Source organism: Enterococcus sp. C57, from assembly GCF_040887305.1.
GTDB classification, from domain to species: Bacteria; Bacillota; Bacilli; order Lactobacillales; family Enterococcaceae; genus Enterococcus_B; species Enterococcus_B hirae.
This window is the reverse complement of sequence record NZ_JBFOFP010000012.1, coordinates 1-15068: the sequence shown is the minus strand read 5'-3', so window position 1 is coordinate 15068 and position 15068 is coordinate 1. Positions and strand designations below refer to the sequence as shown.

At 33.7% G+C, this 15068-nt stretch carries 12 protein-coding genes; all 12 read right to left on the bottom strand.

The features are described 5' to 3' along the window. Positions 1-303, bottom strand: coding sequence for a DUF1507 family protein (locus AB5M32_RS12720; protein ID WP_010719354.1), 303 nt, complete (start codon positions 301-303; stop codon positions 1-3). 162 nt (positions 304-465) lie between these two features. Next, positions 466-2217: a DNA helicase RecQ gene (gene recQ, locus AB5M32_RS12715; protein ID WP_081129092.1), complete on the bottom strand. Its 1752-nt coding sequence runs from the start codon at positions 2215-2217 to the stop codon at positions 466-468. A gap of 1076 nt (positions 2218-3293) precedes the next feature. Beyond that, complete coding sequence (typA, locus tag AB5M32_RS12710; RefSeq protein WP_010737451.1) at positions 3294-5123, bottom strand: translational GTPase TypA; 1830 nt, start codon at positions 5121-5123, stop codon at positions 3294-3296. A gap of 151 nt (positions 5124-5274) precedes the next feature. Next, positions 5275-6063, bottom strand: a complete 789-nt coding sequence (locus AB5M32_RS12705) for an inositol monophosphatase family protein (protein WP_014834711.1) — start codon at positions 6061-6063, stop codon at positions 5275-5277. 4 nt (positions 6064-6067) lie between these two features. Further along, entirely contained in the window at positions 6068-6343 is a 276-nt protein-coding gene (locus AB5M32_RS12700) for a UPF0223 family protein (protein WP_063627020.1), read from the bottom strand. 288 nt (positions 6344-6631) lie between these two features. Continuing rightward, a complete protein-coding gene (locus AB5M32_RS12695; RefSeq protein ID WP_368024501.1) occupies positions 6632-7531 on the bottom strand; it encodes a hypothetical protein in 900 nt (299 codons plus the stop codon). 34 nt (positions 7532-7565) lie between these two features. Further along, complete coding sequence (locus AB5M32_RS12690) at positions 7566-8147, bottom strand: hypothetical protein (protein WP_081129095.1); 582 nt, start codon at positions 8145-8147, stop codon at positions 7566-7568. Between the two features lie 658 nt (positions 8148-8805). Then, positions 8806-9333 carry a hypothetical protein gene (locus tag AB5M32_RS12685; RefSeq protein WP_207414337.1) on the bottom strand — a complete coding sequence of 176 codons (528 nt, stop codon included), beginning with the start codon at positions 9331-9333 and terminating at the stop codon, positions 8806-8808. Between the two features lie 471 nt (positions 9334-9804). Further along, positions 9805-11019 (bottom strand): hypothetical protein, encoded by a 1215-nt coding sequence (locus tag AB5M32_RS12680; RefSeq protein ID WP_368024500.1) that lies wholly within the window; start codon positions 11017-11019, stop codon positions 9805-9807. Positions 11020-11405: 386 nt separating this feature from the next. Then, positions 11406-11939, bottom strand: a complete 534-nt coding sequence (locus AB5M32_RS12675) for a hypothetical protein (RefSeq protein WP_178286355.1) — start codon at positions 11937-11939, stop codon at positions 11406-11408. Between the two features lie 478 nt (positions 11940-12417). Continuing rightward, entirely contained in the window at positions 12418-14250 is a 1833-nt protein-coding gene (locus AB5M32_RS12670; RefSeq protein WP_178286357.1) for a hypothetical protein, read from the bottom strand. Positions 14251-14442: 192 nt separating this feature from the next. Further along, a partial coding sequence (locus AB5M32_RS12665; RefSeq protein ID WP_368024499.1) for a hypothetical protein occupies positions 14443-15068 on the bottom strand: 626 nt, incomplete at its 5' end.

Here is a 15068-nt window from a genome sequence, read left to right as displayed (position 1 = left end):
TTACTCCTCCTTGCCAATTTCTTTTTTATCGTAATTTTCTTGGTAAACCTCACTATATAATCGGTTCAGTTCACGCTCTAGCTCACTCAGCAACAATTGTCCTTCCGTTTTATCGATGATGCCTACACGAACGGCAAATCCGACTTGTTGTGAGAAGCCATACATTTGCGTATCTACTACTTCTTCAAATGCCTTACATTGTGAGATACACAGGCTATTTTTTTGATTTTTGATCAAGCGTTTGATTCGTTCTGATTCATCTTTAAGCACTTGAACTGCAAATTCATTTGATAGAGAATCCATCTAAGCCTACCCCCATTCTAAGTTTATTTATTATAACATACTTAAAATTCTAACGGGGAAAAATCCCAGTTTTCGCTCAGGGATTTTCTTCTTTTTTTACTATTTGCTAGCCTATCATGAGCAAAAGCAATAGATGCACTAATTTTACAAACGATACACTACTTAACTAGAAAGTATCAGTGCTAAAAAAGCGTCCCCGTATTTGTCTAACTTGCTTTGTCCTACCCCTTTTATCTGCAATAAAGAAAGTCGATCTTTTGGACGTTGTCGACTCATTTCTTTTAAAGTCGCATCTGAAAAAACCACATAAGGCGGCACGCCTGCTTCAGAAGCTAAGTCAGTTCGTAACTCTCTTAGCGTTTCAAATAAGGTGTCAGCTTCTTCATCAGAAAGTTGTTGGACTTTTTCAGCTTCTTTTTTAAATACTTTTTGTTTCCCTTTTAACACTTCGATTCCTAGTTCCGTTACTTTCAACGTGGGGTATTCACCGTTCATTGAATACAGATAACCACCAGAAATAAGATACTCGATCAACTGAAGAATATCTTTTTGTGCCCATTTTTTTAATAAGCCGTAAGTTGATAACGCTTGAAAACCTAGCATCTTGACTTTTTGTTCTTTCGAACCAGCTAATACCTTCATCAACAATTGTTTCCCATAATTTTCACCCATGCGTTTCAAGCAAGACAACACCATCTGTGTTTCAGTCGTTACATCGACTAGTTCACGTTCATCTAAACAGTTACCACATCTTCCACATGGGATACTTTTTTCGCCAAAATAAGTAAGAATATATTGTTGCAGACAGGATTCGATGTAGACGTATTCCGTCATTGCTTTTAATTTTTCGTATTCTTTTTGTTTTTGTGACTCTTCTCGTTGGGATTGTTGGATAAAAAATTTTTGGACCTGTATATCTTGGGGAGCAAACAACAAGACAGCCTCACTTAAGAGCCCATCACGACCTGCTCGTCCCGCCTCCTGATAGTAAGCTTCTAAAGAACCAGGAATCTGATAGTGAATGACGAAGCGGATGTTACTCTTATTGATCCCCATGCCAAAAGCATTCGTTGCAACTAATAATTCTGTACGGTCATATAAAAAGTCTTCTTGGATTTCTGTTCGTTGGCTTTCACTCATCCCACCATGATATCTGCCAACACTGAAATCAAATTTCTTTAACAAATGATAGATTCGATCAACTTCTTTGCGGGTAGCGGCATAAATGATCCCTGATTGCTTTTTATTTATACGTAGATACTCAATTAAGTACTGCTCTTTTTTTTGATCTTTTACTACTTGTAAACGTAGATTTTCTCGTGCAAAACCCGTTTGAATATGATTATCCATTGGTATCTTTAAAAGTCTTTTAATATCTTCTGCTACTTGCTTTGTTGCAGTAGCAGTCAATGCCACAATGATCGGTCGTTGATTAAACGTGTTTAATGTTTCTGCCATATGAAGATAGCTTGGACGAAAATCATGTCCCCATTGTGAGATACAATGCGCTTCATCAATCGCTATCAGTTGCACGTGCCAACGTTTCATTGATTGGATAAAATCTGGCATGATAAACCGTTCTGGCGCAACATATAATAATTGGATTTGTTGCTGTTCGAGTAATCGAAACCGAGAAGCAGTCTCATAACTATCCAATGAACTATTGATAAATGTCGCTGAAATGCCTAACTGATTGGCAGCATCTACTTGATCTTTCATCAGAGAGATCAAAGGAGAAATGACTACAGTCAAGCCATCCAGCATCAATGCTGGCAATTGATAACAAATGGACTTCCCACTTCCTGTAGGCATGATCCCTAGGACGTCTTCATGATCAAGGACCTTTTGGATAATTTCTTTTTGTCCAGGGCGAAATACTTCATAACCAAAGTATTGTTTTAATATATCATTCATTTTATCCCTACTTTTTAGTTGATTTAAGAGGTTGTGAAAAGAGCGCTTTGACCTGAGCGCTCACCAGGTAAAAACTGCGACGAGTAATCGCAGGAGCATTAAGGATGAAAATCTTGAAACAGTACCCCATGTTTTGAGATTTTTTGACTTATCGCCGAGGGTCAGCTCTTTGAACACCGTGAATAAGAGGTTGTGAAAGAAGCGATCAGCTCCGAGCGAATAAGAGAGGATTTTTTAAAATAGCTTCTTATATTTTAGAAAATCATCGCTTATTGCTGAGGAGTTGCTTCTTGAACACCGTGAATTAGAGGTTGTGAAAGCATCGGGAAGCTCCGATGACAATAAGAAAGAATTTTTTAAAACAGCTTCTCATGTTTTGAAAAATTCAGGCTTATTTCAAGGAGCTGATGCTTGAACACCGTGAATAAGAGGTTGTGAAAAGAGCGCTTTGACCTGAGCGCTCACCAAGTAAAAACTGCGACGAGTAATCGCAGGAGCATTAAGGATGATAATCTCGAAACAGCTCCCCATGATTTACGAAATTCAGCTTTATGTCAAAAAACTGCCGCTCGTCCACGGTTTAGTTGTTTTTTATTTATAAAAAGCCTAGAGCAACCTTTTATTATTGACCCTTCTATCGCCCCTCTATAACTATAATACGTCAATTATATTTTACTTCTCCAAGCAATCAAGTACAACATGCTTTTTGTGAAACTTTCGCTTTTTGTGAAACAAAAAACGAGGTAATCAAAGATTTTAAAAAGACTTTTAATAAACTTTTAGCGTACTTATTGAATTTTTCTTATAGTTTTTATTAACTTCTCCACAGATAAAAATTTTAGAAAAAGGAAAAACAATTCTCTCCTTTTAATTTCAAACAATTGAATACGTTCTAAAAAATTGAGAAGCAAAATTTGCCGACAGTATTTTTCTTTTCATCTACATTAATGCTGATTTACCAGTCGTCTGAACAAAAATAAACCGAAGATGCCCGAAAATAGTTACTCCTATTTTTGGACTTCTTCGGTTTATTTCTCAAAGCTAAACATCACTGTATCAACAAGGTGAACAAATGATTATTTTTTCTTTTTAGAAGCTTTTTCACGTGCATTTTTGTTTAAGATTTGTTTTCTTAAACGGATACTTTCCGGTGTTACTTCACAATATTCATCGTCATTCAAGAATTCTAACGATTCTTCTAACGTCAATTGTTTTGGTTTTTTGATAACAGATGTTTGGTCCTTGGTAGCAGAACGAACGTTAGTCATTTGTTTTGCCTTCGTGATGTTAACAGTCAAGTCATTGTCACGACTATTTTCACCAATGATCATACCTTCATAAACTTCTGTACCTGGTTCAACAAAAACAGTTCCACGTTCTTCGATACTCATGATTGAATAAGTTGTTGCTTTTCCAGTATCAATCGATACTAACGCACCTTGGTGTCGTCCACCGATTTGACCTGGTAACATTGGTAGGTATTGATCAAATGTGTGGTTCATGATGCCGTAGCCGCGAGTCATTGAAAGAAATTCAGTTGAATAACCGATCAAGCCACGAGCTGGTGTTAAAAATGTTAGACGGATTTGTCCATTACCAGTATGGATCATGTCTTGCATTTCACCTTTACGTAAGCTTAATGATTCGATTACGCTACCCATATATTCTTCAGGTGTATCGATTTGAACACGTTCAAAAGGTTCACATTTCACGCCATCAATTTCTTTTTCGATAACTTCAGGACGCGATACTTGTAGTTCATAACCTTCACGACGCATGTTTTCGATCAAGATTGACAAATGAAGTTCTCCACGACCAGAAACAGTCCAAGCATCTGGAGAATTTGTTGGTTCAACACGTAATGAAACATCCGTTTGCAACTCAGCCATCAAGCGTTCTTCAATTTTACGAGCAGTGACATATTTTCCTTCACGGCCGGCAAATGGTGAATTATTCACTAAGAAAGTCATTTGCAGTGTTGGTTCGTCAATGTGTAGAATTGGCAGAGCATCTTGGTGGTCCACAGGTGTCACTGTTTCCCCAACGAAAATATCTTCCATTCCTGATACGGCAATTAGATCTCCAGCTTTTGCTTCGTCAATTTCTAAACGTTTCAAGCCGAAGAACCCAAATAATTTAGTTACACGGAATTTTTTAACTGAACCGTCTAATTTTAGTAAGGCAACTTGGTCCCCTACTTTGATCGTTCCACGGAAGACACGACCAATCCCGATACGTCCAACATAGTCGTTATAATCAAGCAATGATACTTGGAATTGTAATGGTTCATCGCTATTGTCTACTGGCGCAGGGATTTTTTCAACAATTGTATCAAAGATCGGTGCCATTGTTGGTTCTTGATCAGCTGGATCATCAGACAAGCTAGATGTTCCGTTTAATGCTGAAGCATAGATAACTGGGAAATCTAATTGATCATCATCTGCACCTAGTTCAATAAATAATTCTAATACTTCATCAACAACAAACTCAGGTCGTGCAGAAGGTTTATCAATTTTATTCACAACTACGATCGGTGTAATATGTTGTTCTAGCGCTTTTTTCAAAACAAAACGAGTTTGTGGCATCGTTCCTTCATAAGCATCAACTACTAAGACAACGCCGTCAACCATTTTCATGATTCGTTCAACTTCGCCACCAAAGTCCGCATGCCCAGGTGTATCCATGATATTGACACGAATCCCTTTATAATCAACTGCGGTATTTTTTGCTAAAATCGTGATTCCACGTTCTTTTTCTAAAGCATTTGAATCCATCGCACGTTCTTGTAATTGTGTGTGTGCGTCTAATGTATCTGATTGTTTCAATAATTCATCAACCAATGTGGTTTTTCCGTGGTCAACGTGGGCGATGATCGCTACGTTACGGATATCATTTCTATAGTTCAATGTAACTAACTCCTTCTAGGTTCTTTATGACAGTGCAATTTTACTCGACTGTTTATTATAGCAAACTTTTTTCATGAAATATAGTAAAATGTTTTCATTTTTTCGAGAAAATTAATATTTTAGCCATATTTTTCTTAATTATGCGGTTTTTTTACTTATTTAGCGAATCAGCCGCAGCAATAAGTGCCCGAATTTCATCATAGGCTTGAGGTGTAGCCGCAATATAATATTCTCTTCCTCGAAATTTTAGCTTTTCTCCTGAGATACCGCTATATTTCATTCCAAATTCAGCGAGTAAAACATTCCCTGCGCCATAGTCCCACGGGCTCAAATTTGCAATATAACCAATATGTTTCCCTTTTAAAAGTGCAATCATTTCTAGTCCTGCACATCCATAAATACGAACACCCATACTTTGTTCACCAATCGTTCGAACATTCCACCGGTTATGACTAAAAAGATAACCGTTCAAACCAATAAGTCCATCTTTTAAACGAAGGTCTTCTGGCTTAGTTAACGGATGGTCATTCATATAAACACCTAAATCTTTTCCACCCCAATACAGCGCTTCTTTCATCACGTCATAAATAAAACCAAGTTGTCCAACACCATCTTGATAAACGCCTAACATAATACAAAAATTCTCTTGTTCAAGTACGAAGTTCATGGTTCCATCAATTGGATCAATAACAAATACTTGCCCTTCAAAGCTTTCTAACTCACTGTAACCTTCTTCTTCTGCGAGAATCTTTGCTTCTGGATTATACGCCTGAATCTTTTCAATCAAAAAAGCTTGGACTTCACGATCCATATTGGTAACCAGATCTTTTCGATTGGTTTTTTGATCAACTTTAAGCGTCTTGATTTGTACCGCACGAATTTTCTCAGCTGCTTCTTTAAGCCAAATTTTGATCTGATGGATCAGTTCTTGTTTATTCATGTTCTCACCCATTCATTTTTAGGATTTTTTTCTGATTCTTTTTTGCTGCTTGAACTGTTCGATACAATGAATAACCTGATACTTTTTCAAATTCTTTTCCTAATTTTTTTTCTTCTCCAATAGATGGAATAACTGTTTTGAATTGTTTGTATGATTTTAAAAACCGAGCATTATCGATGCCCTTTTCATTCGCTAACTCTAAATCCTCCCACATCTTCATCACAATGACCATTTCTTCGGTGGTCCAATCTAAATCAAGCGGGTATTGATAATCTTGCATACTTCATTCTCCTATTTCCTATAGTCAAAATCAGTGTATCATAAGAATAAGTACATAACCAAATAGTTTCGATTTTATAGTTTACATAATTAATTTATAGTTGAATAACTATTTTATATCGCTAGCTAAGAAAAATAAGTAATAGTCTATAAAAATTCACACATTCATACAAAGAACCGTCACTAACAAAATAGAGAAAATAAATTCTGTCGGTGACGTAGGTTTATTTATTAAGATAAGAGGAAAAGATCTAACATTTTTACTTTTCCTAAGGGATTTCATATGAAACTAACGTCCTTCATGTTCAGGTATGTTTAACGAGCTCATAGACGCTTCATTAGCAAAACTATGATTTATCCGATATTGTTCATTTATTTTAGTGGCAGTGTATGTTTCATCTTTTGAAATTAATTTAAACATCCCCTTCTGTAGCTCAGCAAATTTAGAATTCCCTTCATTTTCTAAAAAAATCTTATAGAACCAATTTTGAGAGGATAAAGACGAATTTTTAATATAATGACAATGTGGCAATGCTTTGACAACAACTTCAATAAGTACTTCTGTATCGACCTTAGGCCTATATGATTCATTATCCTTTCTACTTAAATAATGAAGTAAGGTGCTTTTAACATCTCGTTTAGTAATGATATTTCCTCCATTAACAGCTAGTTCATTGTATTTTTGAATCGTTTTGTTTAGTTCAAAATTTATTATATTATCGCTAAGTATCTCTTCTGATGATATAGTACTTGGAATCTCTGCTGCATTAATATACATCGTAAATTCAGACGAAGAAACATATTTTTCTAAATTTTCAGAAAAACTCTCCAAACTTATTGGATTTTCTAAAATTGCTTTGGGTAAAATTTCACTGAACTGAGATTGTTCAGAAATTCCTATTTTATTCATAATAATGCTTATTTCCCTATTGGCCTCTTCACTGAGAGGAACAACTTTACCAAACTCTGAATGTTCACTCAAAATTTTTTCAACGATACAATGATAGCTTGATTTTTCTAATAGCTCTGGTAAATAATCGTTTAATTTTTCCCATGGAAATTTTAGCTTTTCTTCTAATATTTGTTTCATACTTTTGGTACTAATCTTATTTGAATGTGCAAAAGTTTGAAGATCTTTGTCTGTCCTAAGTAAAAAAGATTTTGTTAGTTTATTATCTTCTTTATTCATCTGTTGACTACCTCCTACAAAATATTAATAATTGCTATCTATTTAGTTCTACATTAAGTATAGACTGAGAGATGCTCCGAGTATCAATTACATTTATTTTCTTATTATGAGATAAACCTTTATGTATCGCGTTCAATCGCTTTACTTCTATTCTTTTTTTTTCTCTTTGTTCGAATGCTTCTTTTTCTCTGCGATTATTTTCGCCTATTAGACGACTAAAATCAGGGAATGTCGTTTCTACAATATCATTCCCATTTTTATAATAATTGGCAATAATTTCCATTCTAGATTCTTTTTGGCATTCTATAAACAACGCACTGATGACACTTTTTCTAAAACCTTCATTTGCACATAATAATTCACTGCGTTGGAACCCTTTTCCTTCTCTTTTTAGCGCATCTAATAAAGAAGGACCTTCGATTTTATATTTTTCATATATAATATTTTCAATTTCAGCATACCTCAATGGTTCTCTCTCAAATAAATCTGTTAAATGAACATAATAATTGTATGCACTTTTCTCAAATATACGTTGGATTGTTCGATAGTCATTATGTCGATTCACATTGCCAACATTTGGATTTACATGAATTTTTTGTATTTGAGTAAACTTCATCTTTTTACCCCATTTCTTTTTTTACATAACTCTCTAACTTCCCTCTCAATACTTTTTACTTTTATATCATTTTTTATTTGTGGTTTGTAGAGCATCGCTCATCTGATTGATTTGAATTTTCTGTGTTGTAACCGAGATCTTATCATTCAAACTAGATAAGTGCGTGTGCAAATTGTTTTGATATTTTCTCTTTTTTCTCCAATTTTCATATTCTATCACCGTAGTCTAAAATTATTGCCAATTAAGCTAGATAAGTTCATTAACTTTTTTATAAAAAAAGCTTATCATGAAATCGATTACAAGGAGGACCCTTTTATTTTTTTTTTTGAAAATTATGTTCATATTACAACACTGTATATGAAAAATTTTTAGTATAATGGAGTGTTGTAGGTTATTATGCGGAATTTTTTATAGCACTATTCAACAGCAAATGAAGTCGTGGATCATTTACTTTCCCCATGAATTTCAGCTTATTGTTACCACAAAGAGATACCAACTAACTATGATTGAGAAAACGCTACTTTTTCCTAGTTACTACAAGAAATGATGAAAGAACATACTTTAATGTGAAGCAAAAAACATCAAAACTAGTTGAAGTTACTAATTTTGATGTTTATTAGAAATCTTATTAGATTTGATAAAGAACTAAGAGCTATAATTATCTCGATTTCTCTTCTGTTTTTACACGTTGTTCTTCTGTATGAGATGCTACGAAACCCTTCTGCAAACGTTCTCTTATTGCCATTAAATCATGTTTTTCTTCTTTATCACAAAGTGTTTGACTAATATATTGACCAGTAATTTCAGCATTTTTATGCCCATTTTGATGGTATTTCTCATTCAATTGAATGAACGCCTGTTGTCTACATTCCTTCATTAATCTTGCGATCATAAAATCTCGAATATTTTTCAATGGCGGATAAAATAATTCGCTGAAAGCAAGCCCTTTTCCTTCTCGCTTTAACAAAAGCAATAAAGAAATACCTTTAATTTCGTATTTATCCATAATGGTCTTTTCAATTTCAAAATACGCTAACGGATTTTTTTCAAAGAGAGCTGATAGATGGTTGAAATAGTTCATTTGATTCTTTTTGATAATTTTCATAATATCGTTCCGTTGTGGAAGACGATTGATATCGTCTATATTAGGAGGTACCTGAGTGCCATCTTCTCTTTGACTCATCATTTCCGACCTTTCTTTTTATTATATTTGACTTGATTCATTTTTATTGAATCTTTTTCTAACGAATAAATTCAAGTCATTATTATTGGCAATAAATCTCCATTCATTATTTTGGCTGCTGTATCTTTAGTATGTTCCGTTAATAAATAAGTTTACTGTTTTTGTAAGATTCTGTTCAACAGCACTTGCTCAGATCATTTTATTCAATTATCAGAAACACTACCACTTATGTACAAACGTCTATACATCCACTCTCAGGCATTTCACTTATTTTCCATAATCAATTCCTTTTTAATACATTTATTGTTTCTCTATTTTAACATCGAATGTTCTAACAAATAATTCACTTTTTTTCTTTTTAGAAAAAAATGTTCGATCAAAATCAAATTCTTGGTCTTTTTCTGAATAATTTTTTGTTTTCTTTTTTTCTAAGGTTTATTCGATTTTACTAATGATTATCCTGTTAGAATTTTATTACGTCCTTCCGCCAAAAATTAAATTTGGACTCGTATCTTGTTTATGTTCTATCCTTATATTACTTTCTGTAGCCGTAATTTTAGCATTTCCAACACTCGTTGAAAAAGTTTGAAGTCCGTGTGATTTTCTTTCTATTTCTTTTAGTAATAGATCATAATTTTTATTCCAATTATGCAACGTTTTCGGAACCAAATGATAATATTCACATATTTGCTTTTTAGTCATTTCTTTATTCTTAAGTAAACGAACGCACGCTGCTTTAACTTCAGCTGGACAAGACAAATTCCCTGGCCCTAGCTCCCTATTTTTTAAATCTTCGAGAGTTGTTATTGTGTTTTTATTTCCAAGCGCCTGATCGTATCTATAATTCCATCTTCTTAAATTCCCATCAGAAATGTTCAATTTGTCACACAATTCTTTCTGTGTTAATCGTTCACTTCTCCATAAGAGTACACAAGCTTCCTTAACCTTATTAGTACAATTCAGATTCTCCTCAGCTTTTTCCCTACTCCTCAACTCTTCGATAGTCGATATTATTTTATGAGTTAACTTCTCTTTTTTATCTATATGTTCTGATTCACTATTGGCTGACTGATCGGGGACAACCTCTTCATATTCAAGCAACTTTTGAAATGTATCAATTGATAATTCCAATATGTCACAAAATGTCTCTCTTGTGATAACTGATTGAATGGATTGATATAGTTGAACGTAATCCACTTTAGGATATGTTTTATTGACTTTTTTTGGTAGAGCAAGCTCAAGAGAGTGCGCCGTTTGAGAAATAGGCTGCTTATCAATTTGTTTGATTGCCTGAGCCACTGGGATGTTTTTGGAACTTTTCGTACGCTTATCTTGTATTTCCTTTTCTGTAAAGTCACTTATATTTCGATTATGAGGATCAGATTGTTCTTGATGTTCATTTGATTTCGCCTCATCAGATATTCGTATTCTTTTTGGTTCATATATATCACCTAACACTTTCACTGCTTGCTCTATCGTATAATTGCCATTTAACAGCGGATTATATAATTCGTCCCATCCTTGAAGATTAACTGATTCCTGCTCATCAAACATTTGTTTTCTTTTTGTGTGAACTGTATTGTCTGACACTTCCACTGCCTCGTTTAAATCATTCGAACCTTTTATTTCCTCATTCTCATCACCTACATGACAGCCCTCTTGAGGAATTTTAATCGTTTCATTTTTCATAGGGGCACTCTCCTTTAGAGTAATTTAACATTAAGTTAGTAAATAACTACTTCCGCTAAAAAATCAAATAATTGATATCGAAATGTGTCGATCCAATTGCTTTTTTATTTTTCAGAAAAAAAGGTAAAAATAAGAAAAGACACCTCGAAACCATTTAGAATGAATTTGACTGACCAAGTCATAAAAGGATTCAAGCTGTCTTATACTCAACTTATCAAAGATACCTTAAATACACTAGACCTAACAATCTATAGCTAATAAAAAGGACAAAAAGGAATTTTTCTTCTTTCTGTCCTAATTATTCTAAGATTTCTCTTTACCAACATTAGTTGTAAAAAGCCTAATTTTGATATTTATTAACTAACCTTATCCGGCTGGACAAAGAGCTAAAAGCGATTATCTCGATTCTCCTCTATTTTTACACTTTGTTCTTCTTTAGGATATTTTGCGAACTCCTTCTTCAGATGTTCTCTTATCCCCACTAGATCACGTTTTTCTTCTTTATTGTCAGATGATATAAAGTATGGGTCTGTGATTTCAACAATTCTATGCCCATTTTGTTGGTATTTTTCATTCAATTGAATGAATGCCTGTTGTCTACATTCCTTCATCAATCCTTTTATCATAATCTCTCGAATATTTTTCAATGGTGGATAAAATAATTCGCTGGATGCCAGACCTTTTCCTTCCCTTTTTAACAAAACCAATAAAGAGATACCTTTAATATCCTGTTTATCCATCATTTTTTTTTCAATTTCAAAATAAATTAACGGCTTTTTTTCAAAGAGTTTTGATAGATGATTGAAATAGTTCATTTGATTCTTGTTGATGATTTTTCTAATATCGTCCCATTGAGAATGGCACCTGACATCTTTTGTATGAGGGTCAACATAAACCCCTTCTTCTCTTTTACTCATCATTCCCGACCTTTCTTTCTAACGTATCTGACTTGATTCATTGTATATAGATTTTTTCCAAAAAATAAAATTAAGTCATTCCCGTTGACAATAGAGCTCCATTTATTATTTTTGCTGCTAAATCTTTGTTATATTCAATATTTATAAAACAAGTTTACCGTTTTTGTGAGATTCTGTTTAATAACAACTTAACCATAGCTTTTTTCCAGCCGCTAAAATACTATCAGGGACTTACAAACGTTCATATAATGCAATCTAAGGAACTTGACTTCTTTTCCATAATCATTTCCTATTTTATTCATTTATTATTTATCTATTTTAACATCGAATGTTCTAACAAATAGTTTACTTTTTCTTCTTTTTAGAAAAAAATGTTCGACCAAAATCAAATCCTTGGTCTTTTTCCGAATAATTTTTTATTTGTTTTACTTATTACCAAGGTTTATACGCTTTTACTTATGTTTAACTTGCTAGAATTTGATTACGTCCTTCCGACAAAAAATAAATGTTGACTCGTATCTTGTTGATGTACTATTGACTCATTATTTTCTTTTGCTGTAATTTTAGCATTTTCGACATTCGTTGAAAAAGTTTGGCGTTCTTTTGAATCTTTTTCTGTACCATTAAGTAGTTGTTTATATTTAATGCACCAACCATAAAATGTTTGAATGTTCAAATGATACTTTTTACATATTCCCTCCTTGGTTTTTTTATTTAATAAAAGAACACATTTTCTTTTGACTTCCTCAGTACAATTCAGTTTCCCTAAATTTAGATCCCTATTTTCTAATTCTTGGAGAGTTGTTATTTTTTTCCTCTGCTCATTTCTATGTGTCCGGTTGTATTTAGATTCCCAATGTCTTAACCCCCCATCACTGATATTCAATTTGTTACATAATTCTCTCTTCTTCATTGAGCAAACTCTACTTAAAAGTACACAGGCTACCTTCACTTCATCAGTACAATCCAGATTTTCTCCAGTTTGTTCTCTACCCATCAACTCTTCGATAGTCGATATTGTTTTGCGAGTTAACTTCTCATTTTTATAATCTCTTAGCCATGATTTAAAGAGAGCAGGGTATATTTCTTTCTCCCCACAAAATTGCGCTAGAGATTCGTAAGGATGTTGAGAATTGAGATACAACAGGACCATTTCTAATTTATAGTCTTTCGAGTACGTATTCCTATTATTCTCTAGATATTCTGATTCACCATTTGTTGACTGATCGGGAACAACATCTTCATCTTTAAGCAACTTTTGAAATTTATCATTTGACAATTTCAATAGGTTACAAAATGTCTCTCTTGTGATAACTGATTGAATGGATCGATATAGTTGAATATATTTTAAATAATCATTCTTAGTGACATTTTGTGGAAGAATAGAAAGAGTATGCCCCGTTTGAGGAATAGGCTGCTTATCGGTTTGTTTGGTTGTTTGACTTTCTAAGTGCTGTATACTATGTAGACCCTCAGATAAATGAGCAGTAGCTCTTTTTGGATGTCTTTCTTTGTCAAGCACCGTTTCCTGATTCTGATTCACTGGGGTGCTTTCTGAATTTTTCGTACTCTTGTCTTGTATGTTCTTTTGTGTAAAGTCACTTGTGTCCCTGTCATTATGTACGCTATGCGGATTCTGGAGATGTTTTTCTTCATCAATCGAAGATTCCGAATTTTGACCCACTACAGAGTTCATTCGATTATTTTCCAGATCAAACATATTTCCAGTTTCTATTTCTTGTCCCTCTGTTTGTCCTTTCCTCTCCTCGGCTATCCTTTGCTCTTTTGTTTCATGATTAGAAAAAAGAGTATCGGCTAATTCTAATTCTTGACGAGTCAGAGGACCCAGTTCGAACACGTAGCGTACTAGGTCTTCTTCTGGACTGGGCTTATTGACCGATTCTCTTGTCGTTTGAGGTGGGAATTGTGAATCATTTATGGTGTCTAGCTCATTAAATAAATGGTTATTTGCGCCTTTTAGCCTTTTTGGATATCCCACGTTTTCGTCTGATCTAGGGTGCACTCGCTTATTTCCTGAATCAAACATATTGACATCTTTTATTCCTTGTTCCTCTATTTGCCCTATCCTTTGCTCCTTTGGTTCAAGATTAGAAAAAAGAGTATACGCCGCTTCTAATTCTTGAATAGTTGGAGGACCTTGGTTGATTATGTGACTTACTAGCTCCTCCTCCGGACTGGACTCATTAACCAGATGATTATCTTGTCCTAGCTCACCATATGACTGTTGCCCATTTCCATTGGAACCTATTACATTCTTTGTTATGTATCGTTGTTCCGTCCATTCATTTTCCATAGTAATCTCCTTTTCTAATTATTTATCTATTTTAATATCAAATTTTCTAGCAAATAGTTTATTCTTTCTCCTTTTTAGAAAAAAATGTTCGATCAAGATCCAACTATTGTTTTTTTTCAAAGTAATTGTTTAATTTATTTCAATTATATTTAACGTTCATTCCACTTTACCTATAATTAACTTATTAGAATTTTATTGGATCTTTTGATTACCCAAGAATAAATTTGGACTCTTATTTTGCTCATTGGCTAACCTCGCATTATTGTCTGCTGCTGTAATTTTAGCATTTTCGACATTCGTTGAAAAAGTTTGGCGTTCTTTTGAATCTTTTTCTGCACCATTAAGTAGTGGTTTATATTTATTGTACCAATTATAAAATGTTTTAACGTTCAAATGATACTTTTGACATATTCGTCCCTTGGTATTTTTTGTATCATTTAATAAAAGAATACATTCTTTTTTGACTTTCTCCGTACAACTCAAATACCTGAACTTTAAATCCCTATTTTCTAATTCTGAGAGAGTTGTTATTATTTTCTTCTGCTCATTTCCATGTGCCCGGTTGTACCTATCTTCCCAAGATCTTACAACCATATCATTGATGTTCAATTTGTTACTTAATTCAGTCTTAGTCATTGAGCAACCTCTCCATAAAAGTACACAGGCTTCCTTAACCTTAGCGGTACAATCCAGATTTCTCCCATTTCGTTCCCTACTGATCAATTCTTCGATAGTAGAGATTGATTTACGAGTTAAATTCCCCTTTTTATGTTCCTTTATCCAAGAACTAAAGGAACCATAGTCTAAATTGTTCTTAG

Coding starts and splice junctions, on each gene's coding strand:
- AB5M32_RS12685 (WP_207414337.1), bottom strand. CDS start 9,333: ATGATGAGTCAAAGAGAAGATGGCACTCAGGTACCTCCTAATATAGAC.
- AB5M32_RS12690 (WP_081129095.1), bottom strand. CDS start 8,147: ATGAAGTTTACTCAAATACAAAAAATTCATGTAAATCCAAATGTTGGC.
- AB5M32_RS12680 (WP_368024500.1), bottom strand. CDS start 11,019: ATGAAAAATGAAACGATTAAAATTCCTCAAGAGGGCTGTCATGTAGGT.
- AB5M32_RS12695 (WP_368024501.1), bottom strand. CDS start 7,531: ATGAATAAAGAAGATAATAAACTAACAAAATCTTTTTTACTTAGGACA.
- recQ (WP_081129092.1), bottom strand. CDS start 2,217: ATGAATGATATATTAAAACAATACTTTGGTTATGAAGTATTTCGCCCT.
- AB5M32_RS12670 (WP_178286357.1), bottom strand. CDS start 14,250: ATGGAAAATGAATGGACGGAACAACGATACATAACAAAGAATGTAATA.
- AB5M32_RS12675 (WP_178286355.1), bottom strand. CDS start 11,939: ATGATGAGTAAAAGAGAAGAAGGGGTTTATGTTGACCCTCATACAAAA.
- AB5M32_RS12720 (WP_010719354.1), bottom strand. CDS start 303: ATGGATTCTCTATCAAATGAATTTGCAGTTCAAGTGCTTAAAGATGAA.
- AB5M32_RS12705 (WP_014834711.1), bottom strand. CDS start 6,063: ATGAATAAACAAGAACTGATCCATCAGATCAAAATTTGGCTTAAAGAA.
- AB5M32_RS12700 (WP_063627020.1), bottom strand. CDS start 6,343: ATGCAAGATTATCAATACCCGCTTGATTTAGATTGGACCACCGAAGAA.